Source organism: Halomonas sp. RT37, from assembly GCF_040070525.1.
GTDB lineage: Bacteria > Pseudomonadota > Gammaproteobacteria > Pseudomonadales > Halomonadaceae > Halomonas > Halomonas litopenaei.
The window spans coordinates 4,451,169-4,476,316 of record NZ_CP098827.1 but is presented as its reverse complement, the minus strand read 5'-3'; the positions used below and the strand labels follow the sequence as shown (position 1 = coordinate 4,476,316).

Genomic DNA, 25,148 nt, shown 5'->3' with positions numbered 1-25,148 from the left:
GTCAGATGAGCGACCTCGACGCTCACCAGCATCGCCGGCCGGCCCAGGTCGGCGATCGCCTGGCCGGCGCGGTGCTGCTGGTGCTGGCGCTGGGGGCCTGGTGGCATTCTCATAGCTTCGTCACCGGCTTCATGCAGCCGGTGGGGCCGGGGGCTTTCCCCCGGCTGGTCAGCCTGCCGCTGGCGGCGCTGTCGGCCTACCTGATCCTGCGCCCGGGCTTCAACGAGCGCTGGCCGGATCGTGCCGGCCTGGCCCGACAGCTGGCGGTGCTGCTGCTGCTGGCGGCCTACGCTGGCCTGCTCGAGCCGCTGGGGTTTGTTCCCGCCACCCTGGCCTGCGCCATCGTACTGACGCGGCTGTTCGGCGCGGCCTGGGGCCAGGCGCTGATCGCCGGCACAGGACTGGCGCTGGGGCTGTACGCACTGTTCGAGTTTGCCCTCGGCATGCCCTTGCCGGACGTGCCCTGGTGGGGAGGGGGACACTGATCATGGAAACGCTTGCCTTTCTTGCCCAGGGCTTCGCCGTGGCGACCCAGCCGGAATTTCTGCTGCTGGCGCTGATCGGCTGCGCCGTGGGAACCCTGATCGGGGCGCTGCCAGGGCTCGGCCCGGTCAACGGGGTGGCGCTGATGATCCCGCTGGCCTTCAACTTCGGCCTGGATCCCACCGCCGCGCTGATCCTGCTGGTCAGCGTCTACTATGGCTGCATGTACGGTGGGCGGATCAGTTCCATCGTGCTCAATATCCCCGGCGACGAGCCGGCGATGATGACCACTCTGGACGGCTACCCGATGGCCCTCAAGGGGCGCGGCGGCGAGGCCCTGGGGCTGTCGGCGGTGGCTTCCTTCGTCGGCGCCACCATCGCCACCATCGGGCTTACGCTGTTCGCGCCGCTGTTGGTGGACCTGGCGATCAAGTTCGGTCCGGCCGAGTACTTCGCGCTGTTCCTGCTGGCCTTTGCCACCATCGGCGGGGTGACCAGCGGCAGCTTTACCAAGAGTTTCATCGCCGCCTGTCTGGGCCTGCTGCTGGGGACCGTGGGCATCGACCCGGTGTCCAGCGTCGCGCGCTACACCTTCGGCACCTTCGAGCTCTATGACGGCATCGACTTTATCGTGGCCCTGGTGGGACTGTTCGCCATCTCCGAATGCCTGGTGTTTCTCGAACAGCGCCACGACGCCGACAAGCCGCATATCAAGCTGGGCTCGGCCTGGCCGGGGATGAAGGCGTCGCTGTCCTGCAAGGGCACCATCGGTCGTGGCTCGCTGATCGGCTTCGTCTCCGGGGTGCTGCCCGGCGCTGGCGCCTCGCTCGGCAGCTTCCTGTCCTACATGCTCGAGAAGCGCTGGCTGGGAGCCAAGGGGGACTTCGGCAACGGCGACCCGCGCGGTGTGGCCGCGCCCGAGGCAGGCAACAACGCCGCCGCCGGTGGCGCGCTGATTCCGATGCTGTCGCTGGGCATTCCCGGCAGCGGCACCACCGCGATTCTGCTGGCCCTGCTGCTGTCGATGAACATCACCCCGGGGCCGCTTTTGTTCGCCCAGCAGCCCGAGATGGTGTGGGGGCTGGTGGCAGCGCTGTTTATCGGCAACATCATGCTGCTGGTGCTCAACGTACCGCTGGTGGGACTGTTCGCCCGGGTGCTGCAGGCCCCCAGCTGGCTGCTGATGCCGATGGTGGTTCTGATCGCCTTTGTCGGGGTCTATTCGCTCAATAACAGCCCCTTCGATCTGTACATGATGCTGGCCTTCGGGGTGCTCGGCTATGTGCTCAGAAAGCTCGAGATTCCCACCGTGCCGGTTGTGCTCGGCCTGCTGCTGGGTGGGCAGATGGAGTTCAATCTGCGCCGGGCGATGTCGATCAGCGGTGGTGACTGGAGCATCCTGGTCAACAGCGGGATCTCGATCGGGATCTACGCCTTCGCCGCCACCCTGATCGTGGCCGGAGCGGTCTACGCCATGATGCTCAAGCGTCGGCTGGCGTAGAGAAGCGTCGCTAAAGCGTCGCTAAAGAAAGAGGGCCCGGTGGAGGTGTATCCACCGGGCCTTTCCATCGACTTTCCATCGATGCGCCTAGGGCCTGTCATGAGGGTCCTGGCGACCTCGCGGTCGTGGCCTTGCAGGTGTCGTCCCGGGTGTCAGAATGGAGGGCCACAAGGAGGGGCCATCGATGAAGACCATGAACTGGGAACGACTGCTCGATCCGGGCCGACTGCACGATCCGCGTGGCGGGACTCGTGACGAGGTGGGACGCAGTCCCTTCCACAAGGATCACGATCGCATCGTCTTCGCCGGCTCCTTTCGCCGCCTGGGACGCAAGACCCAGGTGCATCCCCTCACCGACAACGACCATATCCACACCCGCCTGACCCACTCGCTTGAAGTGGGCTGCGTCGGCCGCTCGCTGGGCATGAGCGTGGGCGAGCTGCTGCGTGACCGCCTGCCCGACTGGATCACTCCGGCGGATCTGGGGGTGATCATCCAGGCGGCCTGTCTGGGGCACGACATCGGCAACCCCCCTTTTGGCCATGCCGGTGAGTACGCCATCCGCGACTGGTTCAAGTGCGCCGAGGTCAACGGCAGCGGGCTGCTCGATGGACTGTCGCCGCTGGAGCGCGAGGACCTGCTGACCTACGAAGGCAACGCCCAGGGCTTTCGTATCGTCACCCAGATCGAGTACAACCAGTTTCGCGGCGGCATGCGCCTGACCGCAGCGACCCTCGGTACCCTGCTCAAGTATCCGTGGACGGTGACCCACGGTGGCAAGGCCGGCAAGTTCGGCTGCTATCAGAGCGAACTCGGTGCACTTGAGCAGGTGGCCGACCATCTGGGACTGATTCCCCAGGGCGAGCACCGTTGGTGTCGCCATCCGCTGGCCTGGCTGGTGGAGGCCGCCGATGACATCTGCTACGCCCTGCTTGACCTCGAGGACGGGGTGGAGATGGATATCCTGGCTTTCGACGAGGTGGCCGAGATCCTGACCCAGATCGCCGGTGGCGAGCCGTCGGACTACGCCGAGATGAACCGTACCGGTGTGTCTCAACGCCGGCGTATCGCGGCGCTGCGAGGGGCGGCCATGGAGCGAGCGGTCACCGACGTGGGCCAGGTGTTCGTCGAGCATGAGCAGGAGCTGCTTTCCGGAACGCTTCAGGATGACCTGCTGGAGCTGTGCCACCCGGATCTGGACTGGGGGGTCAAGCTGGCCAAGCAGCTGGCGCGCAAGCGCATCTTCCGCAATACCCGCAAGGCCAAGCTGGAGATCGGTGCCTACACCACCCTCGGTATTCTGCTCGAGGCCTTTATCGGCGCGGCCCACGAGCTGCACCACACCGGCCATTCGAGCTTCAAGCACCAACGGGTGCTGGCGCTGATCGGCGAGAACACCCCGCTGCCGTCCTGGTCCTTGTACGACAGCTATCGACGCATGCTCGACTTTATCGGTGGGATGACGGACCACTACGCGGTCGACCTGGCCCAGGAAATGGGCGGCAAGCTACGTGGTGATTGAAAAACTGAGTGTGTTCAGGCGGTAAGAGCGGGGTGATTGAACCAGGGCGTTCCGGCCAAGGGAGTCCAGCGGCGGACGATAGGGCGTTTGTCGCTGCGCGGCCTAAGTCAATGGATGACGTTTGATGCAGCAAGACTGCGTATACTGGGGAAAACGATAACAAGGGTATGGCCCGTGAAAAGGAAATCCTCCCCCGCCTCTTCCGATCAAGGCTTTGATGCGATCGACAAGCCCACCTTCTTCGGTTCGCTGTTTCTCCTCCTTGCTGTCACTCTGCCTCTGGTGGTGTTCCCCGAACAGGGGGCAACCTGGGTCATCGCGGCCAAGAACTTCATTACCAATGAGCTCGGTGTGCTGTATCTGGCCCTGGGGCTCGGGGCCAGCGGCTTCATGCTGTTCATCGTGTTCAGCGATATCGGCCAGATCAAGCTGGGTGACCCCGAGGAGCAGCCGGAGTTCTCGACCCTGTCCTGGGCGGCGATGCTGTTCTGCGCCGGTATCGGCGCCTCGATCCTCTACTGGTCGATGATCGAGTGGATCTACTACTACCAGGCGCCACCCTTCCATGTGGAACCTCAGTCGCCGGATGCGGCGCGCTGGGCGGCGGCCTACGGTATCTTCCACTGGGGGCCGGTGGCCTGGTCGATCTATCTGATCCCGGCGATTCCCATTGCCTACTTCTACTACGTGCGCAATCACAGCGTGCTCAAGATCAGCGAGGCGCTAATGCCGGTGCTGGGCGAGAGCCGTGCCCACCGCTGGCCGGGCAAGCTGATCGACGTGCTGTTCGTGTTCGGCATGCTGGGCGGCGGTGCCACCACCCTGGGACTGGCGGCGCCCTTGATCAACGAGGGGCTGCATGAGCTGTTCGGTTTTCCGAAGACCCTGGCGACGCGCATCTTCGTGCTGATGCTGTGTACCGTTGTCTTCGGCTACAGCGCCTTCGTCGGCCTCAAGAAGGGCATCAAGGTGCTGTCGGACATCAACTTCTGGCTGGCGGTGTCGCTGCTGACCTTCGTCTTCATCGTCGGGCCGACCCAGTTCATGGCCAGTACCGGCCTGGATGCCCTTGGCAGGGTGCTCAGCAATCTGGTGCACATGGGCACCTGGACCGAGCCCTTCGCCCGCTTCGAGAATTTTCAGGACACCCACTTCCCTCAGGACTGGACCATCTTCTACTGGGCCTGGTGGCTGGTGTTCGCCCCCAGCGTCGGCCTGTTCATCGCGCGCATCTCCCGCGGCCGCACCATCCGCTCCATGGTCGCGGGCTCGATCTTCTTCGGTACCCTGGGATGCGCCCTTTTCTTCATCATCCTCGGCAACTACGGTCTCTACCTGCAGCTGTCCGGCACCCTGGATCTGGTCACCATTCTTAACGAGCAGAGCCCCACGGCGGCGATCTTCGCTACCCTGTCGACCCTGCCGCTGAGCTACCTGGTGATCTTCGCCTTCACCCTGCTGGCGCTGATCTTCACCGCTACCACCTTCGACTCCATCTCCTACATCCTGGCGGCGGTGGTGCAGAAGGAGGTCGACGAGGAACCGATGCGCTGGAATCGACTGTTCTGGGCCTTTGCGCTGTCGTTCATGCCGGCGGTGCTGATGTTCATCGGTGGGCTCGAGACCCTGCAGACGGCCTCGGTGGTAGGGGGTGTGCCCTTGCTGCTGGTGGCGCTGTTGTTGTGCATCTCGACCGTCCGGGCGGCCCACTACGATCTGCGCTATCAGCCGGACTACACCGACAAGGAAATCTATATCGAGGAATTCCCCGAGGATGACCCCTGGACCGAGGATGGCACCTGGGAGTTGCCGGAAGGGGAGCACCACGGTGTCGATCATGACGACAAGCCCCACCAGGAGGGCGACCCGGCGAGCCATCCTTCACGGCTGTAATCAGCGCTCAGCGCCGACTGCCCGGGCCACCGTCATTGCGACGGTGGCCCGTTTTCTTGTGGTCGATCTTGTGAAGGGGTATAGCTCCGAGAGCGGCGACCAGCAAGGCTCAAGGATCAGGCCGCCTGGCGCCAGCTATCCTGCTCGAGGTGTTCGAGGATCGCCTCTCCCACGCTGGTCTCGGGGGAGTCGATGCCCTGGTTGCCGAACAGCCGGTTGAATTCCAGCACCATCGGGGCGTCATCGACCATGGCGATGTCGAAGCCGGCGTGATCGATGCCCAGGCGCTGGGCCAGGGTGGTGGCAAGCTCGATGGCGGAGGCCGGTACCGGGTCGTGGCGGATCTCGCCGCCGCGTGCCACATTGGTGCGAAAGTCGCCCAGTGGGCTCTCGCGCCAGTAGGCGGCCAGCACCCTGCGCCCGACCACCACGATGCGCAGGTCGCGTTCGATGGGCAGGTAGCGCTGGGCGTAGAGCAGATTCTCGCTGGACAGGTGATCGATCAGCGCCTCGCGGGAGCGAATCAGGCGCACGCCCTCGCCCATGGAGCTGCGCACCCGCTTGACCACGAACGGGTAGCCGAAGCGCGCCTCCACCTGGTGGATGGCGTCTGAATTGACCCCGAGGATGGCGGTATCGGGCGTTGCCTCGGGGCAGCAGGCCTGGAAGGCGCGGGTCTGTTCGATCTTGTCGTGACCCAGGTGATAGCTGGGTAGACTGGGAAAGACGCGCGGATTGAGGCCGTAGGCCAGGGCATTGATCTGCCAGTATTCGGGGAACAGCAGGGCGTCGGCATCGGCCAGGGCCTGGCGATGGTCATTCATGTGCTCAGGCTTGATGTATCGCGCCCCCGGGACCCCCAGACTCCGTAACGGATCGAAGGTGATCAGGTTCATGAGACAGTCATCCGAGAAAGACGAAAGAGGATTGAAGCGAGGCGGCGCACCTTGCCAACTGTGGTCGCCGATTGCAAGGCGACAGGGGGACCGGGGAGCCCGTCGACGGCAACCATGGCGTGCGCTGGCTGCGGTGCTGCTGGCCCTCACCATGAACGCTGGCGCCCAGGCCCACGAGCCGCAGGAGCAGCGTGAGGCACTGGAGGATCTCGAGCGAGAGCACTTCGATCATTATGTGCTGGCGCTGACCTGGCATCCCGGGTTCTGCGCCAGCCGTCGTCAGCCGCCACGAGAGTGCCGGGATCCGTCGCTGATGGTCGGGGCCGACGATGGCTTCGTGATCCACGGGCTGTGGCCGTCACGCCCCGTCAGGCTGATCTCACAGGGCGTCAGTGTCAGCGAGTGGCGCCGCCAGGGCTGCTTTCTTGAACGCCCGAGGCCAGCGGGCGATTTCTGCCAGGCAGGGCCTGCCATCGATATCGGCTCATCGCTTGAACAGGAGCTCGACGACGCCATGCCCGGCAGGGCCAGCTGCCTCGACCGTTACGAGTACGCCAAGCACGGTGCCTGCCTATCGATCAGCGATGATGACTTCTTCGACGGTGCCCTGGCGCTGACCGAGATCGTCAACGCCGGGGCCCTGGGGGACTTCATGCGCGACAATCGAGGCTCGACGGTCAGGCGCAATGCGCTGATCGCGGCCTTCGAGGAGGCTTTCGGCCGGGGTACCGGCAGCTCCCTGTCGCTGCAGTGCGGGGGCTCGGGCAACCGACTGCTCACCGAGGTGCGCATCGGCCTGGAGGCGGAGCATATCGATGACTTTCCGGCCAGAAAGAGCTTCGCTCCGGTGGATCATGGGCGCTGCCCCAGCCGGATCGAGCTGCGCCGCTTCTAGGGCTCGTCCGAAAAGTGCCTGCGCTCGGCAATACTGCGTTAAAAATCGGATCAAAATGCTCATTTACACCCCGTAAACTGCGCTTTCTCACCGATTTTTGCCTTGTCTAACCTTCGCTCGTCGACTTTTCGGACAGAGCCTAGATGGACGGGCCTTCCAGGTGGCCAAGTTCCCGCGTCAGTGTTCGCCGGTTCAAGGCCTCGATGACCCGGTCGTGCAGCGTCGGATCCATCGGCGCGATACCAGGGCAGGCGTCGGTCAGATGGGCGGCCAGGCCTTCGCCGCTGACCACGGCAAGATCGTCGTCGGGGACCTCACGTTCGATCTTCCAGCCGGGCAGGGCAAGGATGCCCTTGACCGGCACCGGCTGTCCCAGTTCGCGACATAGCCAGGAGGCGACCCAGCGGGTGGCCTGGCGGGCCTTGCGCTGGGGGCGTCGCTCCATCCAGCCGGGAAAGCGCAGGCGCTCGTGTTCGACCACCACGGTGTCCTCGGTCTCGCCGGCGGGACTGATGGCCGGGGTGCGGGCCCGGGTCTCGATGACGAAGACGGCGTGGGGGGTGATCGCCACGTGGTCGATCACGAAGGTGTCGGCGGGTACGTCGTGGAACACGAAGTAGGGATGAGCCTCGGGGCGAATCAGGCGTTCGAGTTCCTGGCCCACGGCCAGTTCGCAGGCGAGCCCCAGCTTCAGGCGACGGATACGCTGGTAGTCACGCATCAGTCGGAAGCTGACCACGATCGCCAGCAGTGTGCACAGCACACCGTAGAGCGCCCATTCGATCCAGTTCTGGTGGCGCGAGAACAGCATCCTGCCCATGCCGTAGACCAGTGGGGTCAGCACCAGTACGGGGCCGAGGGCGGCGTTGAGGAACAGGGTGGCGAAGGCGCGATCCAGCCGATCGCGCAGGGCCTGCCCAGGCTCACGCAGCGGGTGGGCGTCGAACGGCGAGCGTACTCGCGCGTCGTGCAGGCTTCGGAGTGCCACCACCACCGTGGCGGCCGCCGCGAGGGGGAACAGAAAGAACAGCGGCAGCAGGTAGTCCAGCCAGGCCATCGGCACTCCTTGCCCGTGAAGAATCCCGTCCATTGTAGACAACGACGTGCCTGTTGGGCCATGGCGCCCTTGGTCTTATCGAACGCCCGGGGGTAGTCTTGGCCATGGGGGCAGGGCCGGCGGGCCTGTCCCGGGTGCTGGTGCGCGGTCACAAGGGGAGGAGCAATGACGAATGTCGGCGGCGGTAGCGAGGCTCGAACTTGCGTCAACCGAGAAGCGTCAGCGTCGGCGATGGATGCGCTGTACGCTCTCGTCTGTCGTCACCGGCGTATCGCCGTGCTCAGTGGCGCCGGCATCAGCACCGCTAGCGGTATCCCCGACTATCGCGATGCCCAGGGCGAGTGGAAGCGCTCGCCGCCGATCGATCATCGCGACTTCATGTCTCGCCATGCCTCGCGTCAGCGCTACTGGGCGCGGGCGATGATCGGTTTTCGGGTGCTCAATGAGGCCAGTCCCAACGCGGCGCACCGGGCCATCGCCGAGCTCGAGCTGCGCGGCAAGGTCTCCGGGGTGATCACCCAGAACGTCGATGGACTGCACCAGCGCGCGGGCTCCCGGCGGGTCATCGATCTGCACGGCAGGGCGGATCTGGTGGTGTGCATGAGCTGCGGTGCGCGCCAGATGCGCCATGCTCTGCACGATGAGCTGGCGCGCTGCAATCCGCAGTGGGTGGCGCAAACGTCGCCGGTGCGACCGGCGCCGGACGGCGATGCGGATCTGGAGGCGGACTTCTCGAGCTTTCGGGTGCCCTCCTGTGGCCGCTGTGGCGACGGTATCTGGAAGCCCGATGTGGTGTTCTTCGGCGACAACGTGCCAGCGGCGACGCTGGCCAGCGCCCGAGGGCTGCTCGAGGACAGCGACGCCCTGCTGGTGGTCGGCAGTTCGCTGATGGTCTATTCCGGCTTTCGCTTCGTGCGCGAAAGCGTGAAGGTGGGACGCCCGGTGGCCTGCATCAATCTGGGGCGCACCCGGGCCGATGAACTGTTCGACGTCAAGCTCGAGGCCCCGGCGGATCAGGCGCTGGAAGCGCTGGTCCGGGATCTGGGCTAGACGCCGGCCCAGCCACTTTTCAGACAAGCCAGAGCTCAGCCTCCGGCCAGCTTGACCCTGTAGCCTTTCTTCTCCAGGGCGTCTTTCAACACCTGGCGGTGGTCGCCCTGGATCTCGATAACGCCGTCCTTCAGCGCGCCACCGGTGCCGCAGCGCTTCTTCAGCTCCTTGGCCAGGGCCTTCAACTCCTTGTCGGCAAGCGGCACGCCGTCGATGGTGGTGACGCCCTTGCCCTTGCGCCCGCTGGTTTCCCGGCGGATTCGCACCACCCCATCCAGGCTGGCCAGGCGCGCCTGGTCCTGGATCTCGTCGCAGCGGCAGGCGTCCTTCGGTTCACGGCAGTCCGGGCAGATGTCGCCGTGTTCGGTGGAGTAGACCAGCGAGCCGAGTTGTTCCTTCAGCGATGCCATGGTGGTGCGCTCCTGTCGGGTGGTGCGATGGTGCGGTCGGATCAGGCCAGCTGGACCGGGATGGCGTTGCTGGTGTGGCTGATCTCGTTGCCTTCCTGGAGGTAGACCAGGGAGGGCTTGTGCTGGTCGAGTTCGCTGTCGCTGTAGTGGGCGTAGCTGCAGATGATCACGCGCTGGCCTTCGCTTGCCAGGTGGGCAGCGGCGCCGTTGACCGAAATCACCTTGGAGCCTTCCTCGGCACGGATGGCATAGGTGGTGAAGCGCTGGCCGTTCTCGACGTTGTAGATCTGGATCTGTTCGTTTTCGCGGATACCGGCGAGGTCGAGCAGTTCACCGTCGATGGCGCAGGAGCCTTCGTAGTTGAGCACGGCGTGGGTCACGCGAGCCATGTGCAGCTTGGCCTTGAGCATGATGGTGTACATCTAGGGGGCTCCTATCGAGGTAGCGTCACAGTGAGGTTGTCGATCAGTCGCGTGGCGCCGAGACGAGCGGCCACCAACAGGATGGCGTCACGGGTGGTGGCGGTCACCGCGCCGAGGTCACGGGCGCGCAGCTCCAGATAGTCGGGAGCAAAGCCGTGGGAGGCCAGACGCGCGCGGCCCTCTGTCAGGGTGGCGTCGATGTCGGCGCCGGCCTCGAGGCTGCGCGCAAGCATTGCCAGGGTGGCCTGCAGTTCGGCGGCGGTGGCGTGCTCGGCCTCGCTCAGGTAGCCGTTGCGCGACGATAGCGCCAGTCCCGAGGCCTCGCGCACCGTGGGCACCCCGACGATCTCGATCGGCATGTGCATGTCGCGGACCATGCGGCGAATGACCGCCAGTTGCTGGTAGTCCTTTTCGCCGAAGCAGGCGAGGTCAGGCTGGACGATATGGAACAGCATGCTGACCACGGTCGAGACGCCGTCGAAGTGGCCGGGGCGGGCGCCGCCACACAGGCCTTCGCTGACCTCGGGCACCCGCACCAGGGTCTGGCCGTCGAGGCCGTCGGGGTACATGGTCGCCGGGGTCGGGGTGAACACCATGTCGCAGCCAGCGGCCTCGAGCTTGGCCAGGTCCGCCTCGAGGGTGCGCGGATAGTTGTCCAGGTCTTCGCTGGGGCCGAACTGCAGCGGATTGACAAAGATCGAGGCGACCACCAGGTCACAGCGCTCGCGGGCCGCTTCCACCAGCGCCAGGTGGCCCTGGTGAAGGTTGCCCATGGTCGGCACCAGGCCGATGCGGGCACCACTGCGGCGGTGAGGCGCGAGCGCTTCGCGAAGCTTGGCGATGGCGGAATGGACGTGCATCGCAGACCTCCTAGAAGCAGTGCTCGGCAGCCGGGAACTCCCGCGCCAGCACCGCTTCGTGGTAGCGACGGAAGGCGCCTTCGATGTCCTCGGCTTCGGCCAGGAAGTTCTTGACGAAGCGCGGGGTCCGCCCGTGGGTCACGCCGAGCACGTCGTGCATCACCAGGATCTGGCCGTCGGTGTCGGGGCCGGCGCCGATACCGATCACCGGCACTTCCAGAGCTTCACTGACGGCACGACCGAGACTCGCCGGCACGCACTCCAGCAGGATCACCGAGGCGCCGGCCTCGACCAGCGCTCGGGCGTCCTCGAGGATACGGCTGGCGGCTTCGGCCTCGCGTCCCTGGACCTTGTAGCCACCGAGCTGATGCACGGTCTGGGGGGTCAGCCCCAGATGGGCGCAGACGGGCACCCCGCGACGGGTGAGTTCACGGATGTCATCGGCCATCCAGCCCTCACCCTCGACCTTGACCAGCTCGGCGCCGGCCCGCATCAGCGCGGCGGCGTTGTCCAGCAGGCGCTCGCGACTGGGATTGCCCATGAATGGCAGATCGACCATCAACAGGCTGTCGCCCTTGCCGCGTGCCACGCAGCGGGTGTGGTAGAGGATGTCGTCCATGGTGACCGGCAGGGTGCTGTCGTGCCCCTGCAGGACCATGCCAAGGGAATCCCCGACCAGCAGCACGTCGATGCCGGCGCGCCCGGCGGCGGCGGCAAAGGAGGCGTCATAGGCGGTCAGGCAGCTGAAGGGTTCACCGGCGCGCTTGCGAGCCTTCAGCGAGCTCAGGGTGACGGAAGTCATGGCGTGTTCTCGTGTTGGCGGTGGGGCGAGTTCTATGACCGCCCCAGAGTGATCACCGCGGATTGTTACCGATGGGTGAATCTGTGTCGATAGGTAACGTTGACCAAGGCAGTGCAGGGTTCAAGGTAACAGCGACCAAAGTGGTAGAGGTCGATCGGCGTCTAGTGAGTGCCTGGAGGCTTCGGGCCACCTGGGCTCCAGAAGCTCAGCGAACGGCCTCGGTGGCGTTCAATGGGGATAGATCACCCGAGGTGAGGGCGCCGTTCCAGCGCTCGGCCAGCGATGCCAGGGTCTGACCGTCGGGCAATCTGAGGTCTGTGGCGATCTCGGCCAGCGGCAGTACCACGAAGGCGCGGTTTACCAATTCCGGGTGTGGCAGCGTGAGGCGCGGGTGGCGCCACTCGGCGGCATCCATCCACAACAGGTCGAGATCCAGGGTGCGGGGCCCCCAGTGGCGCTGGCGTACGCGTCGATGACGCTGCTCCAGCGCCTGCAGTTGGTCGAGCAGGGCCAGCGGCGACAGCCGGGTGTGGAGTTCGGCCACGGCGTTGACGTAGTCGGGCTGGTCCTGGGGACCGACCGGGCGGCTGGCGTACAGCCGAGAGGCCGCGACTCGACGCGTCAACGGCAGCCGGTCGAGCTCCTCGAGAGCCTGCTCGACCTGACGACGGGGGGCGTCGAGATTGCTGCCGAGGCCGATAAAGGCCTGGGTATGGCGCCCCACCTGGTTCACTCGTCCGACTGCGGCGGTTGTTGCGGGCGCGGCTTGCGCCGCCGACGGCGGCGCTTGCGCGGGGCGGCGGTGCCGGCAGGGTCGGCGCCTACCTTGCCCAGCAGACGGCGCTGTTCGTGCTCGTCGGCTTCCTGGAAGGCGGTCCACCAGTCACCCAGTCCCGGTTCGAGTTCGCCGGCGGCCTCGCGCAGCAGCAGGAAGTCGTAGGCGGCACGGAAGCGCGGATGGTCACGGGTCTGGAAGGCGCGCTTGCCTCGACGTAGCGGCAGACGCTGCTGCAGGTCCCAGATGTCTCGCATCGGCATGCTGAAGCGCTTGGGCAGCGATACGTGCTTCAGCTCGCGGCTGATGACCTGCTGGGCGGCGGTCTGCAGGGCCGGAACGGGAGGCATGCCGTCGGCCTCGAGATCACGCTGGCGCAATTGCACCGGCCCCCACATGAAGGCGGCCAGCAGGAAGGCGGGCGTGACCGGGCGATCCTCGCGAATGCGACGGTCGGTGCTTTCCAGTGCCTGCTCGATCAGCGGCTCGGCCCAGGGCAGCTCGGCCATGCACTCGTCGGCTTCGGGGAACAGCATCGCGAACAGGCCATAGTCCCGCAGCAGACGGAAGGTGGTCAGTCCTTCACCGGACAGGAACAGCTTGAGGATCTCGTCGAAGAGCCGCGCCGGAGGAATCTGCAACAGCAGCGGCGCCATTTCGGCGATCGGCGCCTCGGTATCCGGGGCGATATCGAAGTCGAGCTTGGCGGCGAAGCGGATGGCCCTAAGCATGCGCACCGGGTCCTCGCGGTAGCGGGTCTCCGGGTCGCCGATCAGGCGCAGGGTGCGCGACTCGATGTCGTCGACCCCGCCGGCGAAGTCATGCAGGCTGAAGTCGGCGATGCTGTAGTACAGGGCGTTGACGGTGAAGTCGCGACGCAGCGCGTCTTCCTCGATATTGCCCCAGACGTTGTCGCGCAGCAGCAGGCCGTCATCGGACTGGGAGGCGACATGCTCGCCGTGGTCGTCACGGGGCTTGCCACGGAAGGTGGTGACCTCGATGACCTCGCGGCCGAAACGCACGTGCACGATACGGAAGCGGCGGCCGATGATGCGTGAATTGCGAAACAGCTGCTTGACCTGCTCCGGCGTGGCGTCGGTGGCCACGTCGAAATCCTTGGGAGCGATCCCGAGCAGGGAGTCACGCAGGCAGCCTCCGACCAGGTAGGCTTCGTAGCCGGCGTTGTGCAGGCGGTAGAGCACCTTGAGGGAGGCTTCGCTGAACTGGCGACGGGACACGGGGTGTTCGTCGCGTGTGAGTACGCGGGGCATCGGCGGTCCTGCGGCGGCTTCCTGAGCGCCGAACAGCGACTTCAAGTGCTCGCCTGGGCTCTGTAGAAAGCGGGTAAATCCTTTGATCATGCGGCGATTTGGACTCGCGGGGTACGGAAAGGTGATGAGTGTAGCGGACGCTCCCGGCCTTGCAAAGCGCAGTGGACAAAGCCGCTCGGGTGTCAAGGACGACAGTCGGCGCAGTGTTCGTGCTGCGAAGAGGCGCAAAAGGTCCGGTTGCCCATGGCGATTGAGCCCTTGGGGGCTGTCTCGTCTGGCGGGGCAACGACTGGCTTGACGCTCGGAGGCCAGACAGCAGAAGGGGAGGCCAAGGGCCTCCCCATCAAAGCAGGATGCAGCGTCCGTGCTGCTAATTTTTCTTCGTGATGGCGCATCGCCTTGAATACGCACCACAGTCACCAAGGAGTTTCAGGCAAGCAATGATGTTGTTGTTATTGGCGCTCCTGACGGCGACCGTCTCGTATTCAAAACAATAGTCCAACCACGACGGCATGGGATCATGCCTCCTCCCGAATTATTGGCATTGTTGCCGGGAGTGCGCTCTGACGACCCTGTTGTTCTTGTTGGTCGGTCATCGTTGGCGCGTCGCGTCCTGGTACTCCGGGCCTCGTCGTCTTGTTGTTGTTCGACGAGTGGTAGCTCCGCAGGTCCGTATTGTTGTTGTCAAGGCTGCGGTGCCTAGTGCCCAATCCGCCTGCTTCACCTGGAAGCGTTGTTGTTGTTGGGGCGGCGGATTCGATCGTGGCGGTGCAGGTTATTGTTGTTGGCTGCCCACGATCGCCGGAATTTGTTGTTCTTGCCCAGACTTACTGCAGTTGTCGTGCCTACTTTGATTTTTTTCTTTTTTATCAGCCGCTTGCTTCATTGTCGTTGGTTCGAAGCAAACCGCCGGGTCATTTGTGTTACCTCGGGCTACCCATTTTGGCGCACTCCCCTGTGTGGGATGGTAACAACCGGTGCATCAAGAGGTAGCTGGCGTGCAGGGCCTACAATGCCTGTATTGATCGCTACAGACACTTGCACCATGGTCGAATGAACCAAAGCAGGGGGCATGGCAGGAAGCGGCAGGCAAGGGCGAGCCGAGGGGTGAGTCGAGGGGTGAGTCGAAGGGAGGGCAAGGTGAGCGGCCCAAGGGAGGCCGGGGCGAAGCGCGGGGCGAGGGCCCCAGGGTGTCGAGCCGGTGGTCTCGCGTCAGTGGCGCCGCGCCGCCTTCTTGCGCGGGATACCCAGACGCTGGCGGCGCTCCCACAGGCACTTGCGTGAAATTCCCAGCTTGTTGGCCAGCTCCGTCTCGCTCATCTGGTCCTGATGTTCGAGTACGAAGTGCTGGAAGTAGTCTTCCAGCGACAGGTCGTCCTCGGTAGCCGTGTCGGATCTTTCGGAGGCGGGCGCCTCCAGTGACGTGGCCGCCTCCTTGGGGGGACTGGGCGGTCGCGTTACCGGCACCGTTGCCAGGCCCAGGTCGTCCGGATGGATCAACTGGCCTTCGGCGAGGATCACGCCACGCTCCAGGGCATTTTCCAGCTCCCTGACGTTGCCTGGCCAGGGGTAGTCGGCGATGTCCCGCCGTGCGGCGCGAGACAGGTGCAGACCGTCGCGGGCGTGGCGCTTGCAGGCCTTGGCCAGCAGCACGTCGGCAATCTCGAGAATGTCGTCCTCGCGCTCGCGCAGCGGAGGCAGGTCGATCTGCATGACGTTCAAGCGGTAGTAGAGATCGAGACGGAAGTCTCCGCTGCGTGACAGGGCGCGCAGGTCACGGTGGGTGGCAGCGATCAGGCGAACGTCGACGTGGCGCGTCTCCACCGAACCGATGCGGCGTATCTCGCCTTCCTGCAGCACCCGCAGCAATCGGGCCTGGGCGTCCAGCGGCAATTCGCCGATCTCGTCGAGGAACAGGGTGCCGCCGTCGGCGGCCTCGACCAGTCCGGTACGCATGGCGCTGGCCCCGGTAAAGGCGCCCTTCTCATGACCGAACAGCTCAGATTCGATCAGCGTCTCGGGGATGGCTGCACAGTTGACGCAGACCAGCGGCGCCTCGGCACGGCGGCTCTGCTGGTGCAGGGCCTTGGCCACCAGCTCCTTGCCGGTACCGGATTCACCCTGAATCAGTACCGTCACGTCTGCCGGGGCGGTCTTGCGGATACGGGTGTAGACCGCCTGCATCGCCGGGCAGTTGCCGATCATGGTGTGGCGCCGTCCACCCTCGTCGGCGATGGCGGGCGGCGTGCTGCGCTGACTCGCCTGGCGGTGCAGTACTCGAGCCACGGTTTCCAGCAGTTCATCATGATCAAACGGCTTGGCGACGTAGTCCACCGCGCCGAGTTTCAGCGCATCCACCGCCGAGCGCATGCTGGCGTAGCTGGTCATGATCAGTACCGGGCAGGGGGCGGCGGCCTTGATCAGGTCGGTGCCGGGTGCACCGGGCAGGCGCAGGTCGCTGATGATCAGGTCGTACTCGCCAAAGCCCTGCCCGCATGCCTGCTCCACCGACTCGCATTCGCACACGCGGTGGTCGTGGCGTTCGAGCAGGCGGCGCAGGGCGCTGCGGATGATGGCTTCGTCTTCAACGATCAGGATTCGGCTCATGGATCGGCATATCCCCGGCAGGTCGATGGACATCGGGAGAAGGTAACCATACCTGAATTCTGGTGCCACCGGCCTGCCCCGGCAGGGGCGACTCCACCTCGACCTTGCCCTGGTGCTCGGCCACGATGCTTACCACCAGGGCGAGACCAAGACCGGTACCTTGGCTTGGCGGCTTGGTGGTGGTGAAGGGCTCGAACAGGTTTTCGCGCACGCTGGGATCGATGCCGGGCCCCTGGTCGGTGACCGACAGCCAGTGACGCTCACCTTCCTCGCCGGCGTCGATGACCACCAGGCCGTTGGCCGGGCTGGCGTCACGAGCATTGCTCAGCAGGTTGATCAATACCTGCAGCAGGCGCTGCTCGTCTCCCGTGATGTCGAGCCGCGCCGGACAGCGATTGTCGTAGCGAACATCGTCGCTCTTGCGGGCCAGCTTGAGCAAGTGCAGCGCCTGGTCGGCCAGATGCCTGGCCGATACCGGCGCGAAGTCGCTGCCGGTGACGTGGCGACCGCCGTGGGCAAAGCCCACCAGTGAGCCAACGATACGCGACACGCGCTTGGTCAGTGTCTGGATCTGTTCGGCGGTCTCGAGCACGTGGGGATCCGTGGTGTCATAGCGCAGGTTCTGGGCCAGCGATGAGATGCCGGTGATGGGGTTGCCAATCTCGTGGGCCACGCCGGCGGACATCTGGCCGATGGAGGCGAGGCGAGCCGCGTGGATGAGTTCGTTCTCCAGCCATTTCATCTCGCTGTGGTCCTCGACCAGGATGACCGTGCCACCAGCGGCGTCTGCCGCAGGCTCGTCCACCAGGCTGGCCTTGAGCAGGCTGACGTAACGCAACCCTCGGGGCAGCTCCACGGCTTCCTGGTAGAGGTGGTCCTTGTCGCTTTCCAGAATGGTCCCGAGCAGCTCGGCCCAGGGCGCAGGCAGGGCCTGCCGATGGGCGCCAATGATCTCCTCGCCGGAAATCTCGCTGAGCTCGGCCAGGGCGTCGTTCCACATCAGTACCTCGCCGTCGTCACCGAAGGCACACAGCCCGACAGGCAGTCGCGTCAGCATGCGGCGATGGTGACGTCGCAGCTCGTCGAGTTCCCGCGCGAGGCCAGTGAGGCGAGATCGGTAGGCCTCCAGGCGGCTTTCGACGAAGTGGATATCTTCCTTCGGCGCTCGCCCATCGCGCCGATAGGGCAGGTAGTGATCGACGATGTCCTGGGCGACCGATGGGCCCATCAGGCCGGACAGGTTGGCCTGGATACGGTCGCGCAGACGTCGCAGCGCGTAGGGCCTGGCATCCTTGGAAGATTGATGGAGGCTTGCCAGCGCCCGGGTCACTTCGCGCTCGGCGACCTCGTCGCCCAGCGCCATGGCCAGGCGCCGCCTGACGTCATCACTGTCGGCCAGATTCAGCGGCAGGCGCTTGGGGCGGATGACCGCATCCACCGAGCAGGCCTCGGCGGCCGCTCGTTCTCCGGCGGAGGTGGGGGTGATCAGCGACACCAGAATCAGGCTAAGGCCATTGACGCCAAGCGATACCAGGGCGACCGGATACCAGGCGGGCGAGTCGGTGACAGCCTCGTCGCCGAGAAGCCCGAGCAAGGCGTCCAGCGGCGCAAGCAGCGGCGGCAGATCGCTGAGCAGCGGCAGCCACAGGCCGGCACACCAGATCGCCACACCCAGGCCGAGGCCGGTCATCACCCCCTTGCGGTTGGCACCGGGCCAGTACAGCAGGGCCAGCAGACCCGGCAGACACTGAGCCATGCCAACCACCGCCACCAGCCCCAGTCGGGTCAGCTCGGTATTGGCGTCGACGGCCTGGGCGAACAGCCAGCCGGCCACAATGATGGCGCCGATCAGGCCGCGCCGTAGCCAGCGTAGCCAACGATAGAGGTCGGGGTGCTCCACCGGGGGATGGGCGACCAGCACCAGATGGTTCAGCACCATCCCGGCGAGCGCCAGCGCGCTCAGGATCAGGGTGCCGCAGGTGGCGGCCAGTACCGCGACAAAGGCCAGGGCGGTGACGGCGGGGCTATCGGACAGCGCGAAGATGACGTAGGCGGCCTCCTGGATATCATCGGCCACCCCCATGCGCTGACCGGCCCACAGCACCAGCGGCACCGGCAGTGCCATCAGCAGCAGCACCAGCGGCAGTCCCCAGCCCGCGCTGAGCAGGGTTCGGCGACTGAGCGGGCGGGCGAAGGTCACGTGAAACATGTGAGGCATCAGCAGCGCAGCGGCGAAGAACAGCAGCAGCAGGGTTCTCCATTGGGCGGCATCAAACTGGCTCGCCTGGGCCTGGTGGACGCTGCCGGGCCCGTCCAGCCAGCGTTGCAGGTCGCCGGGGCCGTCGAAGATGGCGTAGAGCGCAAAGGCGCCCAGCCCGAGAAAGGCGGTCAGCTTGATCAGCGACTCCAGGCCGATGGCGGCGGTCAAGCCGTCGTAGCGTCGATGGACGTGGGTATGACGGGCGCCGAACAGTATCGCGAACAGTGCGATCAAGGCACACAGCAACAGCGACAGCAGGCCTGGAGAGGCAGCGTCGGTATAGCGATGGATGGCATGCCTCATGGCCTCCACCTGCATCGCCAGCAGCGGCATGACCGCCACCAGGCTCAGCAGGGTGACGCAGGTGCCGACCCAGCGGGAGCGAAAACGAAAGGCGAACAGGTCCGCCAGGGAAGACAGCTGGTGGGTTCGCGTCATGCGCTGCAGTGGCAGCAGCAGGACCGGTGCCAGCACAAAGGCGCCGGCGGCACCCAGGTAGTAGGCGAGATAACCAAATCCCCGCTGGTGGGCCACGCCAAGGCTGCCGATCACCGCCCAGGCGTTGGCGTAGACGCCCAGGGCCAGGATGCCGATCAGTGGGTGGTGGACCAGCCGCCGCGGAATCCAGCCGCGCTCCACCGCGCTGGCGGTAGCGAACAGTGCCGACAGGTAGCCAAGCCCCAGCAGTACAAGGGAGACGAGCTCAGCGCTCATCCAGCGCTCGCTTCTGCTCGAGCCACAGGGTCAGGGCGATCAGTGCCCCCCAGATCAGGAACGGGCGGTACCAGGCGTTGCCGGGCTGGCCCCAGCCGGTCATCAGCAGCGGCGAGAGCAGATACCCGCAAAACACAAGCAGCAGCATGATGCGGTAGACGTACATGGCAGGCTCACTCGTTGGTGTCAGCGTCGTCGCCGTCCACTTGCAGCCCCTGCGAGGCGATGTCTGCGCGGGGGATCTGTCGAGGACGCCAGCGGCGGCAGGCGGCCTCGAGCTGCTCGGCCACCGGCGCCTCGCTCGCCGCCGGGTCGGGGGACTGCCCCAGCAGTGCCAGGGTGGCATGCAGCAGCCGGCGTACGTCACGGGGATCTTCGGGCAGCGGTCGGGCCAGGTTCTGCTTGGACAGCTTCTGCCCATCCTGCCCTATCACCAGCGGCAGGTGAAGGTAGCGCGGCGGCTCGGCACCGAGGGCTTCGAGCAGCTGCAGCTGCCAGGGGGTGTTGTCGAGAAGATCGGCGCCGCGCACCACGTCGGTGATGTGCTGGTCGATATCATCCACCACCACCGCCAGCTGGTAGGCCCAGAGGCCGTCCTTGCGCTTGAGCACGACGTCACCCAGGGCGGCAGGGTCGAAGCGCTGCAGACCCTGCAGCCGATCGTGCCAGCTGACCGGGCGCTGCCCCAGGTCGCTGCGCAGGCGCCAGGCCTGCGGGGCCTCGGGCTGGCATACGCCGTCGCGGCACCAGCCTGGATAGATGCCGTGGTCCCGCCACTGCTTGCGCGAGCAGCTGCAGGGGTAGGCCATGCCCTGCTCGGTCAGCCGCGCAAGGGCACGTGCATAGGCGTCATGGCGATGACTCTGGTAGCGCACCTCGCCGTCCCAGGCGAGGCCAAAGGTCTCGAGCTGGCGCAGGATGGTATCGACGCTGCCAGGAGGGCAGCGGGGGGGATCGACATCCTCGATGCGCAGGCTCCAGCGGCCTTGCTGGCTACGCGCATCCAGATAGCTCGCCACCGCGGCCACCAGCGAGCCGGCGTGAAGCGGTCCTGAGGGGGTGGGGGCAAAGCGACCATGGACGTGGTGCATGGGGGCTCCAGCGCTATCGGGAACAGGCAACCCTCGTGAACAGGCAGCCGCGGGGCAGGTGATCACGCAAACGGGCACCCTGAGGTGCCCGTTGTCGAAGGTCCGGCGAGGGGGGGGATCAGCCGCCGAGCTGCTTTTCCTTCAGTTCGGCCAGGGTCTTGCAGTCGACACAGAGGGTGGCGGTGGGACGCGCTTCCAGGCGACGGATGCCGATCTCCACGCCGCAGGCATCGCAGAAGCCGTAGTCGTCCTCATCGATCATCTCGAGGGTCTCGTTGATCTTCTTGAGCAGCTTGCGCTCGCGATCGCGGGTCCGCAGCTCCAGGCTGAAGCCCTCTTCCTGGGTGGCACGGTCAGCCGGGTCGGCGTAGTTGTTGGCCTCTTCCTGCAGATGGCGAACAGTACGGTCGACTTCTTCCATCAGCTCCTGCTTCCAGCCAAGCAGAATCTGGCGGAAGTGCTCGAGCTGCTTCTCGTTCATGTATTCTTCACCCGCCGCCGGCTCGTACGGGATGAACTTCTTGGGCGCTTCCGGTTTTTTCTGTGCAACTGGCATGGGATTGCCTCATTACTTTAGTGACTGCTGATCAATACCCCACGCTAGGCTAAGGTATCTCACGCCAAAGGGAAGGTTGTTTAGCGGATATTTGGCCGTAGTGCAATAGTTTTGCGCGATAACTACCAGTTTTATCCCCGAAAGTCGTAGCCTTCATCGCCCGGATCAATGATTGGCGTCCTGGACGGTGACGGACGGCGACCAGGTTCCATGTTTCAATACCTCCATTGGACCATCAAGCAGGGCTCGGGTTCGCTGCGGGCCGCGATCAAGAGAGGAAGCCATGAGCTTTAACGCCAGGGTCGAAGGGGTCGCCCCTTTCCGTGTGATGCATCTGCTGGAACTCGCTCAGCAGCGCGAGGCGGCCGGCGAGGACGTGATCCATCTGGAGGTCGGCGAGCCGGACTTCTCGACCCCACCTGCGGTGCGCGAGGCCGGCCACCGTGCCCTGGACGAGGGACGCACCCGCTATACCCCTGCCACCGGTATTCCTGCGCTTCGCGAGGCGATTGCCGGCCACTATCGTGAGCACTTCGATGCCGAGGTGGCGCCGGAGCGGATTATCGTCACCCCCGGCGCGTCCGGGGCGCTGCTGCTGGCGAGTCAATTGCTGGCGGGGCCCGGAGACGGCGTGCTGATGGCCGACCCGAACTACCCCTGCAATCGCCACTTCATGGCGCTGGCCGGCGCCCGGGTAGACGCGGTGCCGGTAGGGCCCGATAGCGGCTGGCAGCTGAACGCCGAGCTGATCGCGCGGCATTGGCGCGACGATACGCGCCTGGCGATGCTGGCCTCGCCGTCCAACCCCACCGGCCATGTGCTCGAGCGCTCGGCGCTCGGCGCGGTGGTGGACGCGGTGGCCGAGCGTGGTGGTGAACTCTTGGTGGACGAGATCTACCAGGGGCTCAACTACGGCATGGCGCCGCTGTCGGTGGCGTCACTCAGCGATCGGGCCTTTATCGTCAACAGCTTCTCGAAGTACTTCGGCATGACCGGCTGGCGCCTGGGCTGGCTGGTGGCGCCCGAGGACGCAGTGGAGCCGCTGACACGACTGGCTCAGAACGTCTTCCTGGCCGCCTCCACGCCGGCCCAGCACGCGGCGCTGGCCGCTTTCAGCCCTGAGTGTCAGGCGTTGTTCGAGGAGCGCCGGCGAGAGCTCCAGACACGCCGGGACGCCTTGCTGGAAGGGCTGTCGCGGCTCGGCCTGGCACCGTCGCTGCCGCCCCAGGGGGCCTTCTATCTTTGGCTCGACATCTCCGCCTACAGCAACGACAGCCAGGCGTTCTGCCTGCGCCTGCTCGAAGAGGAGAACGTGGCGATTACCCCGGGGACCGACTTTGCCCTGCAGGGCGGCGAGCTCCACGTGCGCATCGCCTTTACCACCGAAGTGCCGCGTCTGCAGGAAGCCCTGGCGCGTCTGGAACGTTTTCTGGCACGGCAGGGCTCATGAACTACCCCACCCTGGTCGGCGGCGTATTGCTGCGCCGCTACAAGCGATTTCTGGCCGATGTGCGCCTCGACGACGGGCGCGAGGTGGTCGCCCACTGCCCCAACACCGGCTCGATGCGCGCGGTCAATGTCCCCGGCGCCCGGGTCTGGCTGTCCCCCAGCGACAATCCGGCGCGCAAGCTGGCCTGGACCTGGGAATTGATCGAACTGCCGTCTGGCGACGCCCAGGCCGGTGCTGCGTCGGCGTTGGCCTCGGTGCATACCGGACGAGCCAACCGGATCGTCGAGGAGGCTTTGCGCTCGGGGACGGTGGCCGAACTCACGGGTTATTCGGCGATCAAGCGCGAGGCCAAGGTGGCCAACGCCCGGCTGGACTTTCGCCTGGATGACGACGAGCGTCCGAGCTGCTTCGTCGAGGTCAAGCAGGTCACCCTCAAGGAAAGCGATGGCCACGGTTACTTTCCCGACGCGGTCAGCGAACGTGGGCGCAAGCACCTCGAAAGCCTGGCGCAGCTGGTGGCCGAGGGGAAGCGAGCGGTGTTGCTGTTCCTGGTCGCCCACGAGGGCATCGACGATGTCGCCCCGGCGATGCACCTGGATCCGGGGTACGGCGATACCCTGAGACGGGTGATGGCCGAGGGCGTCGAGGTGCTGGCCTACCGCATCCGCGCCCGGCGAGACGACCAGGGCAGGCCACTGTCGCTGACCCTGGATGCAGCCTTGCCGGTGCGGCCGATGGCGCAGTTCGTCGAGGCCTGAATCGGCGCTTCTGTGAGGGGCGGGTTCAGTCTGCTGCGGACGGACGGCAGTCGGGCAGGGCCGCGAGGACGCGCAGCATGGCGGTGTCGCCCTTGGCTCCCTCGCTGACCTGGTCCCACCACTGACGATGGATGCCGCGGACGCGCACCTCGACCCGTGGTATGCCGATCACCTGGGCCATGGCCATGCGGTGCAGTCCCTTGTTGATCTTGACCAGCTCGCCGTGCCGATCCACCGCCGCGCCCAGACGGTCCTTGCCGAGGCCATTGTCGAAGCCGAAACAGGCCATGGCCTCCATGTACAGGAGGTAACGGCGCAGATAGGCCAGGATGCGTTCGGGACGATCCAGCACCATGCCGTCGGAGTGCGAGGCCACCGGCTTGCCTCTGGCCAGGCGTTCGGCCAGCTGGTGGTAGCTGCGGCTCTGGCTTGGGTCGCGACGGTGTGCCCAGATGTCGGCGATGAAGTGCATGCGACGGCTCGACAGGGCGTGGGTCGTCGACAGATCCCAGTCGCCGTCCCATAACAGGCGATCGCTGATCCGGTGACGCTCGCGCCGATCCGGGAAGGAGCGTGGATAGTGGATCTGCTTGAGCAGCCGACGCGGGTCGACGCTGACGTCCAGGGCCTCGCCGTAGCGTGATTCGATGCCGCGTCGGGGCAGGCCGCGGGCCTCGAGGGGCCGGCTGCCCGGGGCCTCGGACAGCCACAGGCGCAGGGCCAGGTGCTCCAGCGGCAGTGTCAGCGAGCGATTGATCAGTCCCTTGGCCCGCTGGGCCAGCCGTGACAGGCTCATGCGCGGGCCCAGGCTGGGATCGTACAGGCTGGGGTCGGCGGGTTCGCCGCCGGGCGTCAGCGGCATGTCGCGGCTGGCATCCAGCAGGCTGATGGCACAGCACAGCCGTGCCTTCAGGGCATCATCCACCGACGCCGGAGGCAACTGCTGGTACAGCGCCATCAAGGCGTCCAGCGTCGGGCGCTGGGCATCCGTCAGCGGAGGCGGCAGAACGACGCGGTCGACATCGAGCCGCCAGGGCGTGGCATCGGCCGGTGTGGCCAACGCCAGGCGCTGGCTCGCCAGGCGCGAGGCGAACACCTGCATCAGCCACGCATGGGGGGACTCGGCGGCGGGGTCGAAGCGCCAGACGTTGTGCCATGCCAGCACCAGGGTGTCGTGGATCACGTCCTCGACATCCCTTGGCGCGTCGAGAAAGTGGCGGGCGATGGCGGTCAGGTGCGGCACCGTCAGCCTGGCAAGGGTCTCGAGGCCGCCGGTGGCGCCCTGAGCGCACTCTTTCAGGGCGTCGCCGACCGCCGAGGTGACGGGTGGCGCCGAAGAGAAAAGGGTATCACTGGTCACGATAGAACCGTTTCAAGAAGCTGACTGCCTCGGGGGAAGCGTTGCGGTCAAGCTGCAGCGAGAGCCGAAAGCGCATCGGCGCACTGGTGTCGATGGCGAAGGTGGCATAGCGCGAGATGCCATCGCCTTCCCGCAGGGTGCGAAAGGCCAGAGGTGTCTCGCCGGGCTTGCCCACCACCGAGACGCTGCCTTCGGTGGCGACGTTGAGGGCCTGGCCATCGGCGTCGCGAACGCTGAGGCTGACCAGACCCTGGTGCGGGCTGCGCTGGATATCCAGACGGCGGGCCATCTCCTCGGGGAGAAAGTCGGTGGTGATGGCGCTGTAGTGCGCCTCGATATCGCCGAAGCGCTCGAACTGCTGGGCCTGGGCTGGCGCCGTCGGCAATGCCTGCAGCGCCAGCAGCACCAGCAGAGACAAGGCGAGCGCGTATCGTCGGTGGCTGGCTCGATTGACGTTCATCTCATGCTCCTTGGCAGCAGGCCTGCCTGCTGACGTCCGACTCATTGCTGCCTTG

General features: G+C 65.8%; 23 protein-coding genes. 8 read left to right on the top strand and 15 right to left on the bottom strand.

What is annotated here, in order from left to right:
- Positions 1-5 precede the first annotated feature (5 nt).
- The 4 genes from NFG58_RS19520 to NFG58_RS19505 all read left to right on the top strand — a co-directional run bounded on the left by NFG58_RS19520 (position 6) and on the right by NFG58_RS19505 (position 5,399).
- Positions 6-485, top strand: a complete 480-nt coding sequence (locus NFG58_RS19520) for a tripartite tricarboxylate transporter TctB family protein (RefSeq protein ID WP_045992378.1) — start codon at positions 6-8, stop codon at positions 483-485.
- 2 nt (positions 486-487) lie between these two features.
- Positions 488-1,984: a tripartite tricarboxylate transporter permease gene (locus tag NFG58_RS19515; protein WP_045992377.1), complete on the top strand. Its 1,497-nt coding sequence runs from the start codon at positions 488-490 to the stop codon at positions 1,982-1,984.
- Between the two features lie 184 nt (positions 1,985-2,168).
- Positions 2,169-3,506 (top strand): deoxyguanosinetriphosphate triphosphohydrolase, encoded by a 1,338-nt coding sequence (locus NFG58_RS19510; RefSeq protein WP_108132170.1) that lies wholly within the window; start codon positions 2,169-2,171, stop codon positions 3,504-3,506.
- 174 nt (positions 3,507-3,680) lie between these two features.
- Entirely contained in the window at positions 3,681-5,399 is a 1,719-nt protein-coding gene (locus tag NFG58_RS19505; protein ID WP_045992375.1) for a BCCT family transporter, read from the top strand.
- 116 nt (positions 5,400-5,515) lie between these two features.
- Here NFG58_RS19505 and NFG58_RS19500 read toward each other — a convergent pair whose 3' ends face one another.
- Positions 5,516-6,295 carry a hypothetical protein gene (locus NFG58_RS19500; protein ID WP_213229402.1) on the bottom strand — a complete coding sequence of 260 codons (780 nt, stop codon included), beginning with the start codon at positions 6,293-6,295 and terminating at the stop codon, positions 5,516-5,518.
- A 151-nt stretch (positions 6,296-6,446) separates the two neighbouring features.
- Here NFG58_RS19500 and NFG58_RS19495 point away from each other — a divergent pair, with 151 nt between their 5' ends.
- Complete coding sequence (locus NFG58_RS19495) at positions 6,447-7,190, top strand: ribonuclease I (protein WP_287164032.1); 744 nt, start codon at positions 6,447-6,449, stop codon at positions 7,188-7,190.
- Between the two features lie 139 nt (positions 7,191-7,329).
- Here NFG58_RS19495 and NFG58_RS19490 read toward each other — a convergent pair whose 3' ends face one another.
- The gene (locus NFG58_RS19490; protein WP_045993302.1) at positions 7,330-8,247 is read right to left on the bottom strand and encodes a nuclease-related domain-containing protein; all 918 of its coding nucleotides are present in this window, start codon (positions 8,245-8,247) and stop codon (positions 7,330-7,332) included.
- 165 nt (positions 8,248-8,412) lie between these two features.
- On the opposite strand from NFG58_RS19490, the gene NFG58_RS19485 reads away from it, so the two are divergent.
- Positions 8,413-9,297 carry an NAD-dependent protein deacetylase gene (locus tag NFG58_RS19485; protein ID WP_348827194.1) on the top strand — a complete coding sequence of 295 codons (885 nt, stop codon included), beginning with the start codon at positions 8,413-8,415 and terminating at the stop codon, positions 9,295-9,297.
- Positions 9,298-9,332: 35 nt separating this feature from the next.
- Here the strand turns inward: NFG58_RS19485 and NFG58_RS19480 are convergent, their stop codons facing one another.
- The 11 genes from NFG58_RS19480 to dksA all read right to left on the bottom strand — a co-directional run bounded on the left by NFG58_RS19480 (position 9,333) and on the right by dksA (position 21,065).
- Positions 9,333-9,707 (bottom strand): translation initiation factor Sui1, encoded by a 375-nt coding sequence (locus NFG58_RS19480; RefSeq protein WP_045993300.1) that lies wholly within the window; start codon positions 9,705-9,707, stop codon positions 9,333-9,335.
- A 41-nt stretch (positions 9,708-9,748) separates the two neighbouring features.
- A complete protein-coding gene (gene panD / locus NFG58_RS19475) occupies positions 9,749-10,129 on the bottom strand; it encodes an aspartate 1-decarboxylase (RefSeq protein ID WP_045993299.1) in 381 nt (126 codons plus the stop codon).
- Positions 10,130-10,140: 11 nt separating this feature from the next.
- Entirely contained in the window at positions 10,141-10,989 is an 849-nt protein-coding gene (panC, locus tag NFG58_RS19470) for a pantoate--beta-alanine ligase (RefSeq protein WP_348827193.1), read from the bottom strand.
- 10 nt (positions 10,990-10,999) lie between these two features.
- A complete protein-coding gene (gene panB / locus NFG58_RS19465) occupies positions 11,000-11,791 on the bottom strand; it encodes a 3-methyl-2-oxobutanoate hydroxymethyltransferase (RefSeq protein ID WP_045993297.1) in 792 nt (263 codons plus the stop codon).
- A 205-nt stretch (positions 11,792-11,996) separates the two neighbouring features.
- Complete coding sequence (gene folK / locus NFG58_RS19460) at positions 11,997-12,515, bottom strand: 2-amino-4-hydroxy-6-hydroxymethyldihydropteridine diphosphokinase (protein WP_348827192.1); 519 nt, start codon at positions 12,513-12,515, stop codon at positions 11,997-11,999.
- Between the two features lie 5 nt (positions 12,516-12,520).
- Positions 12,521-13,927, bottom strand: a complete 1,407-nt coding sequence (gene pcnB, locus NFG58_RS19455; RefSeq protein WP_348827191.1) for a polynucleotide adenylyltransferase PcnB — start codon at positions 13,925-13,927, stop codon at positions 12,521-12,523.
- A 1,122-nt stretch (positions 13,928-15,049) separates the two neighbouring features.
- Positions 15,050-16,444, bottom strand: coding sequence for a sigma-54 dependent transcriptional regulator (locus NFG58_RS19450; RefSeq protein ID WP_108448695.1), 1,395 nt, complete (start codon positions 16,442-16,444; stop codon positions 15,050-15,052).
- Positions 16,422-19,418 carry an ATP-binding protein gene (locus NFG58_RS19445; RefSeq protein WP_348827190.1) on the bottom strand — a complete coding sequence of 999 codons (2,997 nt, stop codon included), beginning with the start codon at positions 19,416-19,418 and terminating at the stop codon, positions 16,422-16,424. Before NFG58_RS19445 ends, NFG58_RS19450 begins: the two co-directional genes overlap by 23 nt.
- Positions 19,408-19,584, bottom strand: a complete 177-nt coding sequence (locus NFG58_RS19440) for a hypothetical protein (protein ID WP_045993292.1) — start codon at positions 19,582-19,584, stop codon at positions 19,408-19,410. The genes NFG58_RS19445 and NFG58_RS19440 overlap by 11 nt, the downstream gene beginning before the upstream one ends.
- Before the next feature lie 7 nt (positions 19,585-19,591).
- A complete protein-coding gene (gene gluQRS / locus NFG58_RS19435; protein ID WP_124805259.1) occupies positions 19,592-20,509 on the bottom strand; it encodes a tRNA glutamyl-Q(34) synthetase GluQRS in 918 nt (305 codons plus the stop codon).
- 118 nt (positions 20,510-20,627) lie between these two features.
- A complete protein-coding gene (gene dksA, locus NFG58_RS19430) occupies positions 20,628-21,065 on the bottom strand; it encodes an RNA polymerase-binding protein DksA (RefSeq protein ID WP_045993290.1) in 438 nt (145 codons plus the stop codon).
- A 283-nt stretch (positions 21,066-21,348) separates the two neighbouring features.
- On the opposite strand from dksA, the gene NFG58_RS19425 reads away from it, so the two are divergent.
- Together NFG58_RS19425 and sfsA are read left to right on the top strand one after the other, a co-directional pair.
- Positions 21,349-22,515, top strand: coding sequence for an aminotransferase class I/II-fold pyridoxal phosphate-dependent enzyme (locus tag NFG58_RS19425; protein ID WP_348827189.1), 1,167 nt, complete (start codon positions 21,349-21,351; stop codon positions 22,513-22,515).
- Complete coding sequence (sfsA, locus tag NFG58_RS19420; protein WP_348827188.1) at positions 22,512-23,273, top strand: DNA/RNA nuclease SfsA; 762 nt, start codon at positions 22,512-22,514, stop codon at positions 23,271-23,273. Before NFG58_RS19425 ends, sfsA begins: the two co-directional genes overlap by 4 nt.
- Positions 23,274-23,298: 25 nt before the next feature.
- On the opposite strand, the gene NFG58_RS19415 is transcribed toward sfsA, so the two are convergent.
- Together NFG58_RS19415 and NFG58_RS19410 are read right to left on the bottom strand one after the other, a co-directional pair.
- A complete protein-coding gene (locus NFG58_RS19415; RefSeq protein ID WP_348827187.1) occupies positions 23,299-24,633 on the bottom strand; it encodes a sigma factor in 1,335 nt (444 codons plus the stop codon).
- Positions 24,623-25,093 carry a DUF4426 domain-containing protein gene (locus NFG58_RS19410; protein WP_162816430.1) on the bottom strand — a complete coding sequence of 157 codons (471 nt, stop codon included), beginning with the start codon at positions 25,091-25,093 and terminating at the stop codon, positions 24,623-24,625. The genes NFG58_RS19415 and NFG58_RS19410 overlap by 11 nt, the downstream gene beginning before the upstream one ends.
- Positions 25,094-25,148 lie beyond the last annotated feature (55 nt).